Genomic DNA, 20,889 nt, shown 5'->3' with positions numbered 1-20,889 from the left:
TCACCCGCTTCACCCCCCAGAGACCCCTGACCGTCCCCCTAGGTCTCTCCTCGCTTCGTCCCTGAGCTCGCCTCCGAGGCCGTCCCTGAGGTCGCCCCTCGCGACGTACACGCGTGATCCGGCATTCACACCAGGATGGCAAGCTTGAAGCATGAACGATGCCGTCCCGGCGCCCACCTCCGCGCCCGCGCCCCGCCGTGCCCGTGTCCGTGCCCCCGAGCTGATCGGCAAGGGCGGCTGGCTCAACACGGGAGGAGACGAACTGACCCTCGCCGACCTGCGGGGCAAAGTCGTTCTTCTCGATTTTTGGACCTTCTGCTGTGTGAACTGCCTGCACGTTCTCGACGAGCTGCGCGATCTGGAGGAGAAGCACCGCGACACGCTCGTCATCGTGGGTGTGCACTCGCCGAAGTTCGTGCACGAGGCCGAGCACCAGGCCGTCGTCGACGCCGTCGAGCGGTACGAGGTGCACCACCCCGTACTGGACGACCCTGAGCTCGCGACCTGGAAGCAGTACGCCGTGCGCGCGTGGCCGACGCTCGTCGTGATCGACCCCGAGGGCTACGTCGTCGCCCAGCACGCCGGTGAGGGGCACGCCAACGCCATTCGGACGCTCGTCGAGGAGCTGGAGGCCGAGCACGAGGCCAAGGGGACGCTGCGGCGCGGCGACGGGCCGTACGTGGCGCCCGAGCCCGTCGCCACCGATCTGCGGTTCCCCGGCAAGGCGATCCTGCTGCCGTCCGGGAACCTCCTGGTCTCGGACACCACCCGGCACCAGCTCGTCGAGCTGGCCGCCGACGGCGAGACCGTCGTGCGGCGCATCGGCGAGGGCGTCTTCCGTGAGCCGCAGGGCCTCGCGCAGCTGCCCGACGGCAGGGTCGTCGTCGCCGACACAGTGAACCACGCCCTGCGTGTCCTCGACCCGGAGACGGGCGCGATCGAGCGCGTCGCCGGTACCGGGAAGCAGTGGTGGCAGGGGTCCCCGACCTCCGGGCCCGCCCTGGACGTCGACCTGTCGTCGCCGTGGGACGTCGCCTGGTGGCAGGGCAAGGTGTGGATCGCCATGGCCGGTGTCCACCAGCTGTGGACGTACGACCCCGAGAGCGGCACCGTCGAGGTCGCCGCCGGCACCACCAACGAAGGGCTCGTCGACGGCCCGGCCGCCGAGGCCTGGTTCGCGCAGCCGTCCGGGCTCGCCGCCACCGAGGACCGGCTGTGGATCGCCGACTCCGAGACGAGCGCCCTGCGCTGGGTCGAGCGGGAGCCGGACGCCGGCGGATATGTCGTCCGCACCGCCGTCGGCACCGGACTCTTCGACTTCGGCCACCGTGACGGCGCCGCCGGCCAGGCTCTGTTCCAGCACCCGCTGGGCGTGACGGCCCTGCCCGACGGCTCGGTCGCCGTCAGCGACACGTACAACCACGCCCTGCGCCGCTACGACCCCGCCACCGGCGAAGTCAGCACCCTCGCCACCGATCTGCGCGAGCCCAGCGACGCGGTCCTCGTCGACGGCGACATCGTGGTCGTCGAGTCCGCCCGGCACCGGCTGACCCGGCTGCGCCTCCCCGAGGAGGCCGTCCAGGTCGAGGCCGTCGCCCACCGCACCCGGCGCGAGGCCACCGACGTCGCCCCCGGCCGCCTCCGGCTCGACGTCGTCTTCCAGGCGCCGACCGGGCAGAAGCTGGACGAGCGGTACGGTCCCTCGACCCGGCTCCTGGTCTCCTCGACCCCGCCGGAGCTGCTGCTCGGCGGCGAGGGCACGGGCACGGACCTCTTCCGGGAGCTCGACCTGAACCCGGAGCTCACCGAGGGCGTCCTGCACGTCTCGGCGATGGCCGCGTCCTGCGACGACGACCCGGCCAACGAGTACCCGGCCTGCCACGTCCACCAGCAGGACTGGGGTGTGCCGGTGAAGGTCACGGAGACGGGTGTGGCGAGGCTGCCGCTGATCCTCGCCGGGCTGGACGGCTAGGCCGTCCCTTCCGGGTCCCGGGCCGGACGGCCCGGGTCCCGGGCCGTCCTCCCTCTCCTCCGAGTGGCCCGGGGGGAGAGGGAGGAGGAGCCTGGAAGTGAGCGCGTCCGGGTGCCGAGGCGTACCGAACGGAGCGTCTGCCCGGTCGGAAGGGCCGCGTCATGCGCATGTTGCTGAAGGTTCAGATGGACACCACGGCCTCCAACGAGGCCATCAAGCAGGGCACTCTGCCGGGCATCGTGGAGAAGGCGATGGGAGCGCTCCGTCCCGAGGCCGCGTACTTCACCACCCAGGACGGCTGCCGGACGGCATTCATCTTCTTCGAGCTGATGGACTCCTCGGACATGCCGAAGCTCTCCGAGCCCTTCTTCCTGCAGCTCGGGGCCAAGGTCTCGTACACGCCGGTCATGAACCGGGAGGAGCTGGCCAAGGGCCTCGCCGCCATGGCGGCCGGCGACTGATGGGCCCGGCGGTCCGTCGGCGCCGGTCAGCGGACGATTCCCTGGTTCCTGGACGGGCGCCCCGCGGCCCCGTCCAGGCATCCGGCGACCCAGGCCGCCGGGTCGTGGACGGCCCGGGGGCCGCCCCTTCCCTGCCGCTCCATGAGCGCGCACTCCCCGTCGAGCAGCGCCCTGGTGCGTGAGCCGTCGACGTCGTAGCCGCGGATGCGGGAGGCCTGGACGAAGCCGCCCTCGTAGGCGATGTCGGTGCCCCACGGGGGCCGGTCGTTGTACGTACCGATCAGAACCCCCGTCGCCGTCGTGGCGAGCACGACGGCACCGGCCAGCCCGGCGGCGAACTTCCCCCTCGGGGGACCCTCATGACGATGCATGGGGAAGAGCCTGCCGACCGGGCCCTTTCGCGGATGTTTCGCGCGCCTGGGCGGCCCGGCCGGCGGTCGGGTCAGCCCTCCAGGAAGGCGACCAGGGCGTTCGCGAGGAGGTACGGGTCCTCGGCGCCGCACAGTTCGCGGGCGCTGTGCATGGAGAGGATCGCGACGCCGATGTCGACGGTCTTGATGCCGTGGCGGGCGGCGGTGATCGGGCCGATCGTCGTGCCGCACGGCATGTCGTTGTTGGAGACGAACGACTGCCAGGGCACGCCAGCCTTCTCGCAGGCGGCGGCGAAGACCGCGCGGCCGCTGCCGTCGGTGGCGTACCGCTGGTTGACGTTCACCTTGAGGATCGGGCCGCCGTTGACGCGCGGGTGGTGCGTCGGGTCGTGGCGCTCCGCGTAGTTCGGGTGGACGGCGTGGCCGGTGTCGGAGGAGAGGCAGACGGTGCCGGCGAAGGCCCGCGCCCGGTCCTCGTAGGCGCCGCCGCGGGCGTACACCGAGCGCTCCAGGACGTTGCCGAGCAGGGGGCCCTGGGCGCCGGTGTCTGCCTCGGAGCCGTTCTCCTCGTGGTCGAAGGCGGCGAGGACCGGGATGTACGGGAGGTCGTCGCGGCCCGCGAGGGAGGCGAGCGCGGCGACGGCGGCGTGGACGGAGAGCAGGTTGTCCATGCGCGGGCCGGCCAGCAGTTCGCGGTCGCGGCCCAGGTAGGCGGGCGCCTCGACGGCGTGGACCATCAGGTCCCAGCCGGTCACGTCCTCGGCGTCGACCCCGGCCTCGGCGGCGACGAAGGAGATCAGGTCGCCCTCGTGGACGTCGCCGATGCCCCAGACGGGCTGCATGTGGCGCTGGCGCTCCAGCTTGAGGCCGTCGTTGGCGCCCCGGTCGAGGTGGACGGCGAGCTGCGGGACGCGCAGCAGCGGCCGGTCCACGTTGACGAGGTGGTGGCTGCCGTCGCGGAGGGTGAGGCGCCCGGCGAGGCCGAGGTCGCGGTCGAGCCAGGTGTTGAGGAGGGTGCCGCCGTAGATCTCCACGGCGACCTGGCGCCAGCCCTGCGCGCCCATGTCGGGCCGGGGCTTGACGCGGAGGTTGGGGGAGTCGGTGTGCGCGCCGACGATGCGGTACGGGGTGTGGGGGGCGGCGCCCTCCGGCACGTACCAGGCGATGATCGCGCCGCCGCGGATCACGTACTTCCCGCCGCTCGTCCCGTCCCAGGACGCGGTCTCCTCGACCCGGCGGAAGCCGGCCTTCTCGAGCCGTTCGGCGGCGCTCGCGACCGCGTGGTACGGCGAGGGCGAGGCCGTCAGGAAGGCCATGAGGTCGTCGGTGTGTCCGCGGTCGAAGGCGCCGGCGGTCGGACGGGAAGCTGCGCTGCTCATGGGTTCCACCTTACGCAGGGACCGGAATACGAATACGGGGCCCCGCAGACGGAACGCCGGAGGCGGGCGCGGGCGGGTCCGTGGGCCCGGTTCGGGTGCCGCGGAGGCGAACCGGGCCCGGGAAATACGGAACGGCCCGCCCCCCTCCCCGGGGACGGGCCGTTCCTTGCATGGGCGAGGGGCGTTCTTAGAACGCGGCCTCGTCCAGGTCCATCAGCGAGCCGTCGACGGCCTCGGCGAGGGCGCGCTCGGCGCTGACGCCGGGCAGGATGTTGGCGGCGAAGAACTTCGCGGCCGCGATCTTGCCCTGGTAGAAGGCGACGTCCTTGCCGGTGGCGCCCGCGGCCAGCTTCTCGGCGGCGACGGCCGCGCTCTTGAGGAGCAGGTAGCCGACGACGACGTCGCCGGAGGCGAGCAGCAGGCGGGTGGTGTTGAGGCCGACCTTGTAGATGTTCTTGACGTCCTCGCCGGTGGCGGTGAGGTCGGTGATCATCGTGCCGACGATGCTCTCCAGGTCGACGGCGGCCTTGGCGAGCGAGTCGCGGGCGCCGGCCAGGTCCTCGCCGCCGGTGCCGACCGCGAGGAACTTCTTGATCTCCTCGGAGAGGGCGTTCAGGGACGCGCCCTGGTCGCGGACGATCTTGCGGAAGAAGAAGTCCTGGCCCTGGATGGCCGTGGTGCCCTCGTAGAGGGTGTCGATCTTGGCGTCCCGGATGTACTGCTCGATCGGGTACTCCTGGAGGAAGCCGGAGCCGCCGAAGGTCTGGAGCGACTGCGCGAGCTGCTCGTAGCCCTTCTCGGAGCCGTATCCCTTGACGATCGGGAGCAGCAGGTCGTTCAGGCCGTGCAGCGCCTTGGCGTCCTCGCCGGCCGCTTCCTTGATCGCGATCTCGTCCTGCACGGAGGCCGTGTAGAGGACGAGGGTGCGCATGCCCTCGGCGTACGCCTTCTGCGTCATCAGCGAGCGGCGGACGTCGGGGTGGTGCGTGATGGTGACCTTGGGCGCGGCCTTGTCCATGAAGTTGGCCAGGTCGGTGCCCTGGACGCGCTCCTTGGCGTACTCCAGGGCGTTGAGGTAGCCCGTGGAGAGGGTGGAGATCGCCTTCGTGCCGACCATCATGCGGGCGAACTCGATGATGAGGAACATCTGGCGGATGCCGTCGTGCTTGTCGCCGATGAGCCAGCCCTTGGCGGGGTGCTGGTCGCCGAAGGTCATCTCGCACGTGTTGGAGGCCTTGAGGCCCATCTTGTGCTCGACGTTGGTGGCGTAGGCGCCGTTGCGGGCGCCGAGCTCGCCGGTCTCCCAGTCGAACTCGTACTTCGGGACGAGGAAGAGGGAGAGGCCCTTGGTGCCGGGGCCGGCACCCTCGGGGCGGGCGAGGACGTAGTGGAGGATGTTCTCCTCCATGTCGTGCTCACCGGAGGTGATGAAGCGCTTCACGCCCTCGATGTGCCAGGAGCCGTCCTCCTGCTGGGTGGCCTTGGTGCGGCCGGCGCCGACGTCCGAACCGGCGTCGGGCTCGGTCAGGACCATCGTGGAGCCCCAGCGGCGCTCGACGGCGATCTGCGCGACCTTCTTCTGCGCCTCGTTGCCCTCGTTGTAGAGGATGCCGGCGAAGGCCGGGCCGGAGGAATACATCCAGATGGCCGGGTTCGAGCCGAGGAGCAGCTCCGCGTACGCCCAGATCAGGGAGCGCGGGGAGACGGTGCCGCCGATCTCCTCGGGGATGCCCAGGCGCCAGTACTCGGACTCCATGAAGGCGTTGTACGACTTCTTGAAGGTGGCCGGGACGGGGGCGGTGTTGGTCTCCGGGTCGAAGACCGGCGGGTTGCGGTCCGCGTCGGCGAAGGACTCCGCGAGCTCGTTCTCGGCGAGGCGGCGGATCTCGTCGAGGATGCTCTTGGCGGTCTCGACGTCCATCTCCTCGAACGGACCGGTGCCGTACACCTTGTCGCGGCCGAGGACCTCGAAGAGGTTGAACTCGATGTCGCGGAGATTCGACTTGTAGTGCCCCATGGCGACGGCTCCGTAAGGCTCGGGGAGGTGGATTCCTCGTACACGTACCAGCGAGTAGCAAAACGCTCTCTCCGATGATGCTACCCATCAGTAATATAAGCAACCCCTGAGCCGCCTCATGTGACCCGAGCCGCATGAAAGGAGCCCGTGGAGGGGCTGTACCCCTCCACGGGCCCTTGACTCGTCAGGCATCCGGCGTCACCGGCCGTAGGGTGTCGTTCCCTCCGGTGCCCGGTAGCAGCGGGAGACGACCGTGACGGCGATGCCGTCCTTGAGGTCGCCCGAGCGGTTACGCATCCACTCGACGTTGAGCCCGAGGCGCAGGGTGCCGTTCTCGGCCGTGATCTGCGGGTCCTTGCGCTTCGACTCGGTGAAGCCGTCCTTGACGATCTTCCAGCCGTTGCGGGGCAGCTGCTCCCTGAGGTTCTGCATCGCCTGCTCGAAGGAGCCCTTGGTGAGGTCGTAGACGGCCCAGGGGTGCTCGACGAGGTAGTGGGTCTTGAAGTCGGGATCCACGGACTCGCAGAGGGTGACGCGTGCGCTGACCCGCGTCGGCGCCCCCTTGACGGCCATCCAGTCGAGCAGCCTGCTGGAGGCGTCGTTGACCTGCTGCTTCGCGGGCTCGTACTCCCGGACCTCGGGCTCGTAGCCGAGGATCTCCTCCGGAGTCTTCTCGGACATGCTGGAACATCCCGTCATCAGAAGGGCCGCGGAGACGGCGCCGGCCAGGGCCGTGAGACTGCGCCTGTTAGTCAAGAGTCACACCTTCGTAGTCGCCGACGATCACCTTGGCCTGGTTGTCCAGACTGAGGGTGCCCTCGTTCCAGTAGTCGCTGTGGCCCTGGGTGTCCGTCTTCATGACGTTGCCCCCGAACTCGGGGTCCGTCGGTACGACCCAGTCCTCACCGAGTCCCACGAGGCTGCCGCCGAGGGGCACGTTGTCCCCCTCGGCGCCCATGGCCCACATGTGCTCACCGGAGACACCGAGGTCCGCCGCGCGGTCCGCCTGCATGCCCGGGCTTCCGGCGACGACGATGTCGTCGGCGATCGGACCGTCGAAGATCCGGCCGGCCTGCGCGGCCTCACCGATCAGCGTGGACCCGTAGCTGTGGCCGATGAGCGTGGTGTGCCCGCCGGAGCCGCTCGCCGCCTCGTGCGCGGCCCGGGTGCCCTCCATGAACGTGTGCAGGGTCGGGGCGCCCTTCTCCGCGTACTCGTTGCGGGCCGCCTCGGGGAAGGCGTCGCCCTTGTCGGTCGGGTAGGCCGACCGCGGGGCGTCGTAGTCGAACCACATGATGGTCGACACGTCGGCCCCCTGCCGGTGGGACGCCGTCCACAGCCTGTTCGCCCGCTCCAAGTCGCCCCCGATGCCCCCGATCTCGGTCCCCGTCCCCGGGACGTAGACGGCGGTGTGGTCGGCCGTGTCCGGATTCCCGTTGGCGAGGATGATCCGGCCGTCGCCGTTGTTGGTGTGCGGATCGAAGCCGAGGAGGTACGCCTCGGGCAGACCGTCCTTGCCCGTGGCGTCGAAGCGGCCCTGGACGGCGTCGATGCCGTTCCTGATCCGCTCCAGCTCCGGTTTCCGGTTGCCGTACTTCTCCTGCCACTCCCGGTACGCGGGGTTCGTGATCACGGCGGGATAGGAGCCGCCGGGGTTGGGGAGGTACTGCTGCGGCGGCTTGGGGATCGCGTTGAGCTCCAGCTGCGTCTGGGCGCGGGTCTCCGCGAGCACCATCCGGTTGGCGTCGTCGCGAACGGCGGAGGGCAGGCCGTCCAGGGCCCCGACGGAGGCCGGGTAGAGCGTGGCGTACTCATCGCGCTGTTCCTGGGTGAGCGACTTCCACCACTCGGCGTTGTCCTGGGGGGACTTGCCTTTCGGGATCCTGTCGTCGTCGGCGTACTTCCCGGCGGCCTGCTGGAGGGCCCTGGTGTCCTTGGCGGTGTCGGCGAGGGTCTCGTCGCTGACGGTGAGGCCGGGCTCGGCCTTGAGCCTGCGCAGGGCGGCCGCGTACCGGCCGTCGATCTCGGCGGCCTCGCGGACGGCGTCGCCGATGCGCTCGGCGATGTCCTCGGCCTTGCCCTTGTTGGCGTCGGCGCTGCCGACCCCCTCGCCCTTGCCGGGCGCGAGCGGGACGGGAGCGCCGTGCTCGGCGCTGTGGGTGCCGGGCGACAGGACGAGGGAATCGGTCGGGTACTCGACCGAGCCGTCGGGCTTCACGGTGAACCGGAGGTTCTCCGCGTCCTCCAGTGCCTGCTTCAACTTCTTCTGCGGGGAGGCGAGTTCGGTGGCAAGTCCGTTGAGCGCCGTCCGGATCAGTCCGCACTCGGTGTGCAGGTACTGGTAGTTGCGCGAGAGCTGCTGGATGTCGCCGCCCGCCTTCGTGGCGGCCTCACCCTTCTGCGTGTGGTGGACCTTCGCGAACATGCCGTTGTCGACACGGTCCTTGTCCGAGTTGGCACGGGAGCTGACCTTGCCCCAGCCGTCGGCGGCGTCCGCGTACTCGTCGAGCTTCGCGTCGCGCAGTTGTTGCCAGGTGGGCACGGGGCTCAGCCTTCCTTCCGCGCGGGAGCCGGCGCCCCGGCGGCGATCTTGTTCCGGGTCGCGGTCTCGCGCTCGCCGAAGTCCCGGCCGGTGCTCTTCAGCGCGCCTTCGAGGCGGCCGCACTCGTCGCGTACGGCGGTGAGGCGGGCCTTCCAGGTGCCGAGGATCTCGGTGAGGGCGCCGGAGGAGTCGAAGCCGGCGGTGCCGCCGCCGACGCCGTCGTTCGCCGTGTCGAGGTCGGTGAGCGAGGTGGCGGTGGAGGTGCGCAGCTCACCGGCGGTGTTCCCGGCCTCGTGCCACGGGCTCACATCGGCCTTCAGGTTCGCGCTGCCGCCGCCTCCTCCGCCGGAGTCGGGCGCGGGTACCCCCGCGAGGGTCATCGTCGCGGGCTGTCCTGGCGGTGCGGTCCCGCCGAACAGCTCTTCCCAGGCGGCGTTCAGCGCCATCTTCTACCCCCGTGGCAGCCGGAAATTGCTCACGCGAACCTAGCAAGAGACCGGGGCGCGCACGAAAACGAGCGCGAAGGGTGAGGTGGGCGGGGGTCTGCCGGGCGGTGGTCCGGGTTCGGGCGGTGCGGAGGGTTGCGATCGGAGGGTGTGCGACGGGTCGTGATCGGAGAGTGTGCGACGGGTCGTGATCGGGTGGGGTGGGGCGGAGTGGGGCGGGACTTGGTGCGGCCGGGGGGCGCCGTCGGGCCGGGCGGAGCCTCGGGGCGCCGTCGGGTGGTGTGCGGCGGGTGGTGGCCGGGTGGGCGGCAGGTCCGTTTTCGGCCGACGGGCCGTGCTGCGGCCGGCCGGGGGTCGATAGGCTGGCCCCATGTACGGCTACGAGCAGAATCCGGGTGCCCAGCAGCAGTACGCCCCGCCGCAGCAGGGCGGGATGCAGGCCGGCATGCAGGGTGGGATGCAGGGAGGCATGCAGGGCGGATACGGGCAGCAGCCCCCGCTCTACCCGGAGCCCTCGCCGCCCTCCCTCGCCGACGCCGTCCGCGCCTTCACGACCGGCACCCTGGCCCCCGAGGACTTCCAGCAGATCTTCGCGACCTCCAAGGTCTACTGCCCGCGTGGTGACAACCCCGGCTTCCTGGCGCTGCACAACACGCAGCAGCCGGTCATCCCGATGTTCACCTCGCTCAAGGAGCTGCGGCGGTACGCGGGCAAGGAGTCCAAGTACTTCGTGATCACCGGTGCCGAGGTGATCGACCTGCTGCCCACCGGGTACGGCTTCGTCCTCGACATGGAGGGCGACCACCGGATGGTCTTCGACGCGAAGGCCGTGGAGCAGATGGTCGATTTCGCGATGCGGCGGATGTACGGCTGACGCAGGCTGGAGACGTACGGCCGAAGACGTGGGAGAACGCCCGGGAGGAATTCCTCCCGGGCGTTCCGTGTTCCAGGTGGCAAGAAGTTCATCGTTCAACTAAAGTGGACGCACAAGGTCGGAGAAGGCCGCTCTAGGAGGTCCGTCATGCCCGCAGTGACTGTCGAGAACCCGCTCACCCTGCCGCGCGTGGCCGCCCCGGCCGACGCCACTCCGCGCCCGGTACTCGCCGTGACCACGGCTCCCTCGGGCATCGACGGGACCTTCGACCACCAGGACTCCCAGGGCGGCGGCGGCACCATCACCAACGGCGACACCCAGTGGATGACGGCCGGCTCCGGCCTCCTCCACATCGAGGCGCCGCCGGAGTCCCTCGTCGTCAGCGGCGGCCTCTTCCACGGCCTCCAGCTCTGGGTGAACCTGCCCGCCGCCGACAAGATGATGGCCCCCCGCTACCAGGACATCCGCGGCGGCCAGGTCCAGCTGCTCACCTCCCCCGACGGCGGCGCGCTGCTCCGCGTCATCGCCGGCGAGCTCGACGGCCACGACGGGCCGGGCATCACCCACACCCCGATCACGATGATCCACGCGACCCTGCGGCCCGGCGCCGAGATCAGCCTGCCGTGGCGCGAGGACTTCAACGGCCTCGCGTACGTCATGGCCGGACGCGGCACCGTCGGAGCGGAACGGCGCCCCGTGCACGTGGGCCAGACCGCCGTCTTCGGCAAGGGCGGCGCGCTGACCGTGCGCGCGGACGAGAAGCAGGACGGGAACACCCCGGACCTGGAGGTCGTCCTCCTCGGCGGGCAGCCGATCCGTGAGCCGATGGCCCACTACGGCCCGTTCGTCATGAACACCCAGGCCGAACTCCGCCAGGCCTTCGAGGACTTCCAGGCAGGCCGCCTCGGAACGATCCCGGCGGTTCACGGGATGGGCGAGTAGGCAGGAACGGCAGGATCCGGTACGGGGTCGGGCGGCGCGCCCGGCCCCGTACGCGCGCCCGGCCCCGTACTCGCGTGTGGGGCCGTGCGGGGTGCGCGGCGGGCGGGAGGTCCGTACGGACACGTCCGCTGACGCTCCGTCACCCGTACGGCCCGGCAACGCGCGACGACACGCCGACGGGCGTGGTCCGGTGGTCGGGTGCAGACGTCGTCCCCGCTCCTCCCCGAACCCGCCCGCCGGGTCGCCGCCTGGTGCGTCGTCCTGCTCCTCGCCGCCGGAGTCGCCGCCGTCGGCATCTGGCTGTGCGTCGTCTTCGAGACGGTCGTCACCCCCGTCCTCCTCGCGATCCTCGGCACCGCCCTCCTCGGGCCCCTCTACCGGCGCCTGCTCCAGCTGAAGGTCCGCAAGTCGTTCGCCGCCGCGCTCACCGTCGTCGCCGTCCTCGCGGTCGTCGGCGGAGCCACGTACATCGTCGTCGCCGCGCTCATCGAGACCGGCGACCAGATCATCGCCTCGCTCCGGCAGGCCGCCGACGACATCGCCGAGCACCTCGGCCCGGCCGGGACCTCCCTCGACGACCTCGCCAAGAACGCCGAGGGGCTCCTCAAGCAGTTCGGCGGAACCGCCGCGTCCGGCGTCCTCACGGGGCTCAGCGTCGTCGGCGGGATGCTCGCCACCGCCGCCCTCGCCCTGGTGCTGATCTTCTTCTTCCTGCGGGACTCGGACCGGGCCGTCGGCGCCCTGCGCGCCCTCGCGCCCCGCACCACCGGCGACCTCGTCGAAGCCATGGCGCGCCGTGCCTTCGAGGCCGTCGAGGGCTTCATGCGCGGGACGACCTTCGTCGCCCTCGTCGACGCGATCCTCATCGGCCTCGGGCTCGTCGTCCTCGACGTGCCCGGCGCGGTGGGGCTCGCCGCGCTCGTCTTCGTCACCGCCTACATCCCGTACCTCGGCGCCTTCCTCTCCGGTGCGGTCGCCGTGCTCGTCGCGCTCGCCGACCGGGGCTTCGCGATCGCGCTGTGGGCGCTCGCGATCGTCCTCGCCGTCCAGATGATCGAGGGCTACGTGCTCCAGCCGATGGTGCAGAGCCGGACCGTGCAGATGCACCCGGCCGCGGTGATGCTGGCGATCACGGCCGGGGCGTCCGTCGCGGGCATCCTCGGCATGCTGCTCGCCGTCCCGCTGACGGCGGCGGCGACGGGGATCCTCGGCGAGCTGCGGACCCGGTACGGGGCGCCGGCCCCTCCGGCGGAGACCTAGGCCGTCGCCATGCCACCCGGTTCGAAGGAGGCCAGGAGCTGCTCCAGGGCCGCCTGGTCGGGCCCGACGAAGGGGTCGGAGTCCGGGACCATCGCGATGGTCTCGATCATCCGGTCCAGCATCCGCACGGCCGGCGGCAGATGCGTGCACAGCACGATCTCCGGCGCCATCTCCCGTATCGGCTCGATCGTCGCCCGGTACTTCTCCGGGTCCACCAGGTGCGCCCAGGGGCTGTCGATCGTCGCCCACAGCAGCTGGGCCTGCCGCAGGTCCTCCGGCTTGAGGTCGCTCGCGTGCCCGCTCTCCGCTACCTCGGCGCTCGGCATGGGCCCGCCGAAGCAGTCGGAGCTGAAGCAGATACGCGTCCGGTCGTCGTAGAAGCCGACGGTGGCCGGGTTGTCGAAGAGCGGCGGACGGAAGCCCCGCAGGGTGCGGTCGCCGACGTCCAGCGACTGGCCGGGGTTGAGGAAGTACACCCGGTCCATGGGCAACGGACGTTCGGTGCTCATCACCCCGGCCCCGAGGAACGTCGTGACCACGCGCGCGTGCGGCGCGGCGTCCAGGAGGTCGAAGATGCCGCCGGTGTGGTCCCGGTCGGGGTGGGTGAGCCAGATCCAGCGCACGTCGGCCGGGTCGACGACCTCGCCGAGCGCGGCGACGAAGTCCCGGTCGGGGAGGGAGACGCCGGTGTCGACGACGACGGGCTCGGTGGCGGTGACGACATAGGCGTTGATCGGCAGGTGCCCGATGCCCGGGACTTCGAGGCTGTCGGCCAGCACGGTGGTGTCGCTGCCGACCTTGTGGGTGTCCATGGCACGCTCCGTGGTCCCCCCGGCGGCCGTACGACACCAGTCTGCGCCGTACGAGGGGACGACGCGCGCGGAACGCGTGAGGCGCGCGACGCACGTGGCACGCACGAGGCGCGCGGACGCACCACGCCGCGCGGAACGCGCGACCTCTCACGCGGACGCTCGACACGCGCGGAGGTCGGGCCCCCGTGTCCGCCTCCCGCCGGGGCTACCCGCAGCAGCCCTTGCCCGAGTCCGGCTCGTTGAGTTCGAACCAGATCGCCTTGCCCTCGCCGCGCGGGTCGACGCCCCACGCGTCCGCCAGCATCTCCATCAGCACCAGACCGCGGCCGCTCGACGCCATCTCGCCCGGGTGGCGCTTGTGCGGCAGTTCGTCGCTCGCGTCGGAGACCTCGACGCGCAGCCGTCGTGCCTTCTCGCCGCAGGCGACCTCGGCGACCAGGAGCGCGTCGCCGTCCGTGTGGACGAGGACGTTGGTGACCATCTCGGAGACCATCAGGACCGCCGAGTCCAGCTGGTCCTCGTCGTCCCAGTCGTGCAGCAGCTGCCGCACCTGCTCGCGCGCCTCGGCGATCCGTTCCGGCTCGGCCTGGGCGATCGTCATCAGGGTGCGGCGCGGGGCCTCCGGGAGTACGCCGACGGGCCGGCGGGAGAGCAGCAGGACGGCGATGTCGTCCTCGCGGCGGTCGGCGAGCGGCCCGGTCGTGTGGTGGGAGCCGGGGCCGTGCACGGCCTCCACGAGGCTGTCGGCGAGCTCCTCCAGGTCCATGCCGTCGTGGGACTCCAGAAGACCCCTGACGCGCTCCCAGCCGGTGTCGAGGTCGTGCCCGCCGGTCTCCAGGAGACCGTCGGTGCAGATCATCAGGGTCTCACCGGGTTCGAGGGTCAGCCGGGTGGTGGGGTAGTCGGTGTCGGGGTCGATGCCGAGCGGCAGGCCGCCGGCGGTGGGGCGGAGGAGAACCGTCCCGTCGTTCATCCGTACCGCCGGGTCCGGGTGTCCGGCCCGCGCGATGTCCACCGTCCCCGTCTCCAGGTCGACCTCCAGATAGAGACAGGTCGCGAAGCGCGGACCCGCCTCGCCCTCCCCGTCGTCGCCGTCGGTGATCCCGTACAGGAAGCGCGAGGCGCGGGAGAGGACGGCGTCCGGCCGGTGGCCCTCGGAGGCGTACGCGCGCAGGGCGATCCGCAGCTGCCCCATCAGACCGGCCGCCCGGACGTCGTGGCCCTGGACGTCGCCGATGACGAGGGCGATGCGGCCCGCGCCGCGCCCTCCCGTGCGGGAGGTGCCGCCGGGCAGCCGGATCATGTCGTACCAGTCGCCGCCGACCTGGAGACCGCCGCCGGTCGGCACGTACCGGGCGGCGACCTGGATGCCGGGGATCCCGGGCCCCAGGACCGGCATCATCGTCCGCTGGAGTCCGAGGGACAGTTCCCGCTCGGACTCGGCCACGCCCGCGCGTGCCAGGGCCTGGGCGAGCATCCGGGCGACCGTCGTCAGTACCGAGCGTTCGTCGGGCGTGAAGGCCACCGGATGCTTGAAGGCCGCCATCCAGGCCCCCATCGTGCGGCCGGCGACGACCAGCGGCACGAAGGCCCAGGAACGGCGCCCGAAGCGCTGCGCGAGCGGCCAGGTCACGGGGAAGCGGCGCAGGTACTCGTCGGGGGTCGGGAGATAGATCGCCCGGCCCGTCCGGGCGACCTCGGCCGCCGGATAGTCGGTGTCCAGGGCCATGGAGGTGAACGGTCCCTCGTCGCCCTCGCTGTGCCCGTGGTGGCCGATGACCGTCAGCCGGTCGCCCGCCACCCCGAAGACCGCGAGACCGTCCGGGGAGAACCCGGGCATCGACAGCGAGGCCGCCACCCGCAGCACCTCGGCCGTGGACCGCGCCTCCGCGAGCGCCCGCCCCGCGTCCAGCAGGAAGGCTTCGCGGGAGCGGCGCCAGTCACCGGTGATGGGGGTCCGCGCGGCGGTCCCCGGCTGCTGTTCGGCGACCTCCTGGATGGTGCCGACCAGCTGGTAGTCGTTCCCCTGGACGAGTGGCTTGGACCTGCTCCGTACGGTACGGATCACCCGGCCGTGCTCGTCCATGATCCGCAGCCGCGCCTCGGCGAGGGTCCCCTCGGCGACGGCGAGGTTGACGACCCCGTCGATCTCGTTCCAGTCGACCGGGTGAAAGCGCGAGCGCACCGCCGCCTCGCTGAGGCTGACGGGCTCCGCGGGCAGCCCGAGCAGCCGGGCGGCCTCGGCGTCGAGCGAGACGATCCCGGACGCGTTGTCCCAGCGCCACAGGCCGGTCGCGATCGCGGCCAGGACGTCCTCGGTGCGCATTGCCCCACTTTATGAATATCGGACACCAGGTCGCATCCGAGAGTATTCGAAAAGCGATCTTGGCCCGGCCGGTACGCTGGGTGGGTCTGCCCGCGTTCTCTGTGACGTGCGTGACTCCGTTCCGGGAGTTCCGCGTGTACGGGCCGCGGCGACCTACCCCAAGATCCCGAAGACTGGATGAACGACGATGCATCGGTACAGGTCCCACACCTGCGGCGAGCTCCGCGCCTCTGACGTCGGCACCGACGTCCGGCTGAGCGGCTGGCTGCACAATCGGCGCGACCTGGGTGGCATCCTCTTCATCGATCTGCGCGACCACTACGGCATCACGCAGCTCGTCGCCCGGCCCGGCACCGCCGCCGCCGAGGTCCTCGACAAGCTGACGAAGGAGACCGTCGTCCGCGTCGACGGCAAGGTCGTCTCGCGTGGCGCGGACAACGTCAACCCGGAGCTCGCCACCGGCGAGATCGAGATCGAGGCCGCCACGGTCGAGGTCCTGGGTGCCGCGAAGCAGATCCCCTTCACCATCAACGCCGACGACGGCGTGAACGAGGAGCGGCGCCTGGAGTACCGCTTCCTCGACCTGCGCCGCGAGCGCATGCACCGCAACATCATGCTGCGCTCCGCCGTCATCGCCGCCATCCGCTCCAAGATGGTGGCCCTCGGCTTCAACGAGATGGCGACCCCGATCCTCGCCGCGACCTCCCCCGAGGGCGCCCGCGACTTCGTCGTCCCGTCCCGTCTGAACCCGGGCAAGTTCTACGCGCTGCCGCAGGCGCCCCAGCAGTTCAAGCAGCTGCTGATGATCTCCGGCTTCGACCGCTACTTCCAGATCGCGCCCTGCTTCCGCGACGAGGACGCCCGCGCCGACCGCTCGCCGGGCGAGTTCTACCAGCTCGACGTCGAGATGAGCTTCGTCGAGCAGGAGGACGTCTTCCAGCCGATCGAGAAGCTCATGACCGAGCTCTTCGAGGAGTTCGGCGGCGGCCGCCACGTCACCTCGCCGTTCCCGCGGATCCCCTTCCGCGAGTCGATGCTCAAGTACGGCAACGACAAGCCCGACCTGCGCACCGCGCTGGAGCTCGTCGACATCTCCGACGTCTTCGAGGCGTCCGAGTTCAAGGCGTTCGCCGGCAAGCACGTCCGCGCGCTCGCCGTCCCGAACACCGGTGACCAGCCGCGCAAGTTCTTCGACCAGCTCGGCGACTTCGCGGTCTCCCTCGGCGCGAAGGGCCTGGCCTGGGTCCGCGTCGGCGAGGGCAACGCCCTCACCGGCCCGATCGCCAAGTTCCTCACCGAGGAGAACGTCAAGGTCCTCACCGAGCGCCTCGGCCTGGAGCCCGGCCACGCGATCTTCTTCGGCGCGGGCGAGTTCGACGAGGTCTCCAAGATCATGGGCCCGGTCCGGGTCGAGGCCGCCAAGCGCGCCGGCCAGTTCGAGGAGAACGTCTTCCGCTTCGCGTGGATCGTGGACTTCCCGATGTACGAGCGGGACGAGGAGACCGGCAAGATCGACTTCTCGCACAACCCGTTCTCGATGCCGCAGGGCGGCCTGGAGGCCCTGGAGACCCAGGACCCGCTGGACGTCCTCGGCTGGCAGTACGACATCGTCTGCAACGGCATCGAGCTCTCCTCCGGCGCCATCCGGAACCACGAGCCCGAGATCATGTTCAAGGCCTTCGAGATCGCGGGCTACTCCCGTGAGACGGTCGAGCACGAGTTCGCGGGCATGCTCCGCGCCTTCGAGTACGGCGCCCCGCCGCACGGCGGCATCGCCCCGGGCGTGGACCGCATCGTGATGCTCCTGGCCGACGAGCCGAACATCCGCGAGACCATCGCCTTCCCGCTCAACGGCAACGCCCAGGACCTCCTGATGGGCGCCCCGACGGAGCTGGACGAGTCCCGCCTGCGCGAGCTGAACATCCAGCTCCGCAAGCCGGTCGAGAAGGCCGCCCCGAAGCCGTCCGAGGACCGCCCGGTGACGGACGCGGTGCACCCGGACGCGGCGCGGTAGTCACTCGCCTTGAGCACTGAAGGGCCCGGAACCGTACGACGGTTCCGGGCCCTTCAGCTTTTCGCCGGCTCGTCAGCCCGCCCGGAACGGCGCCCACAGATCGAGACCCCACTCGTCGCCGTCACCGGCGCGGTGACCGCGCTCCTCGTCCTCACCGTCCACGACGAGGACGGATACGTTCGAGGACACGGCCCGGTACTGGAGGAACCCGCCCTGGTCGGTGACTTCCAGCTCCGGGACACCGTGTGTGCGGCAGAGCTCGTCGCGCAACTCCTCCCAGGAGGTGTACCGGGGAAACTCGACGCCCGTGCTCCGTGCCCAGGACCGAGCCAGGCCGTCGTCCGCCGCGGGGCGGTGCAACTGGATCGACGCGGAGGCCATGATCCACTCCGGCTCCGGCTCCGGCTCCGGCTCCGGGTCGAAGGCGAACTCGACGACCCCGTAGTCCCGCCGCAGCCACTCCCTCTCCTCTCCGACGACATCGACGAAGGGATGACGGAACGCCCGGTCGACCTCGTTGAGCGCCGCCCCGATGCGGAGGCCGTGCAGCTCTCCGGTGGCGATGAATGAGGCGAGGAATTCGGCGCCGGTCACAGCCGGTTCTCCAGTTCGTCGATCTCGATCGGGGTGCTTGGGAGGCCACGGGATGCTCAAGAACCAAGACGTCGGCGCGGGCCGGTCAGGAGAATCGGTGGACGACGATCCACGTATCCGATTCTTCCGTGGAGACCGCGCACATGACGCGGCCGCTCTCCGACACCGTCAGAAACTCGGCGTTTCCTGTGCCAACGCGAATGCGGGACGGGAGTTCGCTTCCGATGGAGTCCCGTACGTGAATCCAGCCCACTTCGTGCCCGCGTGCGTCCGGCGCGAGAATGTAGAAGGCGCCGTCGTCTCCGATGAGTTCGTGGGCGGCGGCCTGGGCAGCCCATGCGCGATCCACCTGGGTGGGGGCGTCGGGCAGGGAATCACTGACGCTGACCGCGGGTTCGACCTCGAGGCCATTGACCGCGTAAATCGCGGACATGACGTCGGGGAAGCCGTCGGGAACCTCGCGATCGAGCACCGTGAGCCCACTGGCTTCCAGCCTCTTGTACCACTTCGGAGAAGTCCGAATCCGTGTGCAGGTGAGCTGCTCTTCGTGATCCAGAACCATGACTGTGACCTCGGGTTCGTCAGCGATGACGACGAGGTCGTCCATTGCGGGATACCAGAGGTCGTCGATCGACTGAAGCAGCAGTGCTACGTGGAGTCTCGCGGCAACTCGGTCCGCCGGCCAGGCGACCAGCACGGTCGTACCGGCGCCCGGGAGACGATCCTCCAGCGCGGCACGAAGCTCCGGAACGGTCGCCTCCGACAGGTCGATCCGTCCCTCCGCGTCGCGGCGAATCCTGACCAGGTCGCTCAAGGACCCACCGATGGTTCGAACGAACTCGTCGAACATCTCCGGGCTGCTTTCGGCTCCCAGTGCTTCGAGGGTGCCGGCGAGCTTGGGCGGCATATGAACTCCTGATCTCCCTGTGGGGCGCTACTTCAGGTGTACCGCGATCCAGGACGGTTCCGCCGAGGGCCAGTCACGACGTTTCGGGCCCTTCTCGTGCCAGAGGGCGTCCAGGCGATCCGTCGCGGCAGGATCCGAGTGGGGGACCCCGACTGTGGGCTCAATGAAGCCTCCTGTCACGGCGACAATCGCCCTCTCGGGGTCTGGCGCACTTTCGGGTACCTCGCCACCCGCCTCCTCCAGCGCTCGTCGTCTGAGATCGCCCAGTAGCTCAATTGCGCTGCGGACTTCATTTGCGACGCGTCACTATGCTCCCCATCCCCATCCCCATTCGCACGGGCAACGAACTAAGGCTCGATTTCGTCACGTCACGGCGTGCAGGAGTCGCAGGTGCCCGGGTGGGGGGCGCGGTAGGCGTGGTCGCAGGTTTCGCAGTTCTGGAGGGGGTGGCGGACGGCCGGGGTCTCGTTCGGGGTGCGGAAGGGCGGCAGCGGGGGGAGCTGGGCGTTCAGGCGGTGGGCCAGGAGGGCGGCCGGGCGACGCAGGGGCTCGCCGGGCAGGTCGAAGGTGAGGACGCGGCGGACCTCGGCGGGCGTGAGCTCGCGCTCCAGCCAGGTCGCGACGCCCGGCGCGAGGTGTTCGGCGTCGGCGGCGGAGAGGTGCAGGCGGGGGTCCTCGCGGCGCAGGCCGGAGAGGACGTCGAGGGCCGTGGCGAGAACGTCCGGCGCCGGGTACGCGGGCTGCGGCACGGCGGGCAGGGCCCGTCGGCGCGGCTCCGCGCGGCGGGCCGGCGGCCTGGACTCCGGCTCCGCCGGGCCCTCCTCGCCCCCGCTCCTGCCCGGCTGGTTGCACGAGACCGTACGCGTCACCACCCGCCCGTTCCCCGTGCGCTCCCGCGTACGGCGCAGGTAGCCGTGCACCTCCAGCTCGCGCAGCCCCGCGGCGATCCGCACGGTCCCCTCGGGGAACCGGGCGGCGAGGGTCTTGATGTCGACGGGAGCCCCCGCGGGCAGCGACTGGATGTGCACGGCGAGGCCGATGGCCAGCAGCGACAGCGAGGCGTGCTGCGTGAGGTGGTTGCCGACCACCGTGAACCGCGTCGTGTGCCGGACGTTGTCGTGAACGACTCCGGCGACACGGGTGCGCGAGCGAGGGTGGTTTTCCGCGCCCTTACGGGACGAGGCGGTGGAGTGCGCGCTAGTGTCGTGACTACCCATCGGGAAGCTCCGAACTTCCTTGTGGTCAGGCCCTCGCCTTTGGGATTGCAGTCCCGGCGAGGGCTGACTCATGTCTGGCGGCATATGCCGATCGGGCTGAGCGTATTGCAGGTAACCCGTCCCGACTCCAACCGAGTTGGTGTCTTTCACTCGCATGAGTGAGTCTGTGCCCCGGGGCGGGAAAGGGTGGGGTTTGGAGAGGTTTCTTTCTCTCTCGTCGTTCCTTGGAAAGACCGCCCGACCCACCGGAACCCGCGTTTCCGGGTTCCGGTGCGTGCGTCGTTTTCGCAGGTCAGAGGCGTGAGAGAGCGAGTTCGGCCCATACGGTCTTCCCGGGTACCGGACCGAGCTCGACGCCCCACCGGTCGGCCAGCGCCTCGATCAGGAGCAGCCCCCGCCCCGAGTCGCCCGTCGGCGAGGCCGGTTGGGCTCGGGGCAGTCGCTCACCCCGGGTGTCCGTCACCTCGATCCGAAGCACCTTCGGCGAAATCCGCAGCGCCAGACGGAAGTTCCGGCCGCCCACCCGGCCGTGCGTCGCCGCGTTCGCCGCGAGCTCCGCGACGATCTGCGCCGCCGCCTCCGCCACGCCGTACGGGAGCTCCCGCGACCGCAGCCACTCGACGGCGAGCAGCCGTGCGAGCCGGGCCCCGCGTGCCGTAGGCGACAGCAGTACCCCGAAGTCGTGCGCTGGTACCGGTACTTGGGTGGTGCTCTTCTGATTCACGTCACCGAGCGTGGCCGCCGCTGGCTACCGT

18 protein-coding genes are annotated in these 20,889 nt (G+C 70.7%); 6 read left to right on the top strand and 12 right to left on the bottom strand.

The window, feature by feature from the left end:
* The first annotated feature begins 151 nt into the window (after positions 1–151).
* Entirely contained in the window at positions 152–1,972 is a 1,821-nt protein-coding gene (locus IE311_RS19785; RefSeq protein ID WP_189833053.1) for an NHL domain-containing thioredoxin family protein, read from the top strand.
* 161 nt (positions 1,973–2,133) lie between these two features.
* The gene (locus IE311_RS19780) at positions 2,134–2,433 is read left to right on the top strand and encodes a hypothetical protein (protein ID WP_189833052.1); all 300 of its coding nucleotides are present in this window, start codon (positions 2,134–2,136) and stop codon (positions 2,431–2,433) included.
* Between the two features lie 26 nt (positions 2,434–2,459).
* On the opposite strand, the gene IE311_RS19775 is transcribed toward IE311_RS19780, so the two are convergent.
* From IE311_RS19775 to IE311_RS19750, 6 genes are all read right to left on the bottom strand, one after another.
* On the bottom strand, positions 2,460–2,804 hold the full coding sequence (locus IE311_RS19775) for a hypothetical protein (protein WP_189833051.1): 345 nt from the start codon (positions 2,802–2,804) through the stop codon (positions 2,460–2,462).
* Between the two features lie 71 nt (positions 2,805–2,875).
* Positions 2,876–4,183 (bottom strand): M18 family aminopeptidase, encoded by a 1,308-nt coding sequence (locus IE311_RS19770; RefSeq protein ID WP_189833050.1) that lies wholly within the window; start codon positions 4,181–4,183, stop codon positions 2,876–2,878.
* A 187-nt stretch (positions 4,184–4,370) separates the two neighbouring features.
* Complete coding sequence (locus IE311_RS19765) at positions 4,371–6,200, bottom strand: acyl-CoA dehydrogenase (protein WP_189833049.1); 1,830 nt, start codon at positions 6,198–6,200, stop codon at positions 4,371–4,373.
* A 198-nt stretch (positions 6,201–6,398) separates the two neighbouring features.
* Positions 6,399–6,881 (bottom strand): hypothetical protein, encoded by a 483-nt coding sequence (locus IE311_RS19760; protein WP_229902030.1) that lies wholly within the window; start codon positions 6,879–6,881, stop codon positions 6,399–6,401.
* Between the two features lie 67 nt (positions 6,882–6,948).
* Entirely contained in the window at positions 6,949–8,742 is a 1,794-nt protein-coding gene (locus IE311_RS19755) for an alpha/beta hydrolase (RefSeq protein WP_229902029.1), read from the bottom strand.
* 5 nt (positions 8,743–8,747) lie between these two features.
* Positions 8,748–9,188: a hypothetical protein gene (locus IE311_RS19750; RefSeq protein ID WP_189833047.1), complete on the bottom strand. Its 441-nt coding sequence runs from the start codon at positions 9,186–9,188 to the stop codon at positions 8,748–8,750.
* A gap of 370 nt (positions 9,189–9,558) precedes the next feature.
* On the opposite strand from IE311_RS19750, the gene IE311_RS19745 reads away from it, so the two are divergent.
* The 3 genes from IE311_RS19745 (at position 9,559) to IE311_RS19735 (ending at position 12,264) form a co-directional block, all read left to right on the top strand.
* A complete protein-coding gene (locus IE311_RS19745) occupies positions 9,559–10,062 on the top strand; it encodes an SseB family protein (protein ID WP_030321391.1) in 504 nt (167 codons plus the stop codon).
* A gap of 147 nt (positions 10,063–10,209) precedes the next feature.
* Complete coding sequence (locus IE311_RS19740) at positions 10,210–11,004, top strand: pirin family protein (RefSeq protein WP_189833046.1); 795 nt, start codon at positions 10,210–10,212, stop codon at positions 11,002–11,004.
* Between the two features lie 198 nt (positions 11,005–11,202).
* The gene (locus IE311_RS19735) at positions 11,203–12,264 is read left to right on the top strand and encodes an AI-2E family transporter (protein WP_189833045.1); all 1,062 of its coding nucleotides are present in this window, start codon (positions 11,203–11,205) and stop codon (positions 12,262–12,264) included.
* Here the strand turns inward: IE311_RS19735 and IE311_RS19730 are convergent.
* Together IE311_RS19730 and IE311_RS19725 are read right to left on the bottom strand one after the other, a co-directional pair.
* Complete coding sequence (locus IE311_RS19730) at positions 12,261–13,076, bottom strand: MBL fold metallo-hydrolase (RefSeq protein WP_189833044.1); 816 nt, start codon at positions 13,074–13,076, stop codon at positions 12,261–12,263. The two genes, IE311_RS19735 and IE311_RS19730, sit on opposite strands and share 4 nt — an antisense overlap.
* Positions 13,077–13,281: 205 nt before the next feature.
* The gene (locus IE311_RS19725; RefSeq protein ID WP_189833043.1) at positions 13,282–15,402 is read right to left on the bottom strand and encodes an ATP-binding SpoIIE family protein phosphatase; all 2,121 of its coding nucleotides are present in this window, start codon (positions 15,400–15,402) and stop codon (positions 13,282–13,284) included.
* Positions 15,403–15,589: 187 nt separating this feature from the next.
* Here IE311_RS19725 and aspS point away from each other — a divergent pair, with 187 nt between their 5' ends.
* On the top strand, positions 15,590–17,416 hold the full coding sequence (gene aspS, locus IE311_RS19720; RefSeq protein WP_189833042.1) for an aspartate--tRNA ligase: 1,827 nt from the start codon (positions 15,590–15,592) through the stop codon (positions 17,414–17,416).
* Between the two features lie 72 nt (positions 17,417–17,488).
* On the opposite strand, the gene IE311_RS19715 is transcribed toward aspS, so the two are convergent.
* The 4 genes from IE311_RS19715 to IE311_RS19700 form a co-directional block, all read right to left on the bottom strand.
* Complete coding sequence (locus tag IE311_RS19715; RefSeq protein ID WP_189833041.1) at positions 17,489–18,010, bottom strand: hypothetical protein; 522 nt, start codon at positions 18,008–18,010, stop codon at positions 17,489–17,491.
* A gap of 85 nt (positions 18,011–18,095) precedes the next feature.
* Positions 18,096–18,917, bottom strand: coding sequence for a hypothetical protein (locus tag IE311_RS19710; RefSeq protein WP_189833040.1), 822 nt, complete (start codon positions 18,915–18,917; stop codon positions 18,096–18,098).
* 368 nt (positions 18,918–19,285) lie between these two features.
* Complete coding sequence (locus IE311_RS19705) at positions 19,286–20,134, bottom strand: helix-turn-helix domain-containing protein (protein WP_189833039.1); 849 nt, start codon at positions 20,132–20,134, stop codon at positions 19,286–19,288.
* Positions 20,135–20,426: 292 nt separating this feature from the next.
* The gene (locus IE311_RS19700) at positions 20,427–20,858 is read right to left on the bottom strand and encodes an ATP-binding protein (RefSeq protein WP_189833038.1); all 432 of its coding nucleotides are present in this window, start codon (positions 20,856–20,858) and stop codon (positions 20,427–20,429) included.
* Positions 20,859–20,889: the final 31 nt, after the last annotated feature.

It is taken from the genome of Streptomyces zaomyceticus (assembly GCF_014656215.1).
Classification (GTDB): Bacteria; Actinomycetota; Actinomycetes; order Streptomycetales; family Streptomycetaceae; genus Streptomyces; species Streptomyces zaomyceticus.
This window is presented reverse-complemented; position numbering and strand designations above follow the sequence as displayed.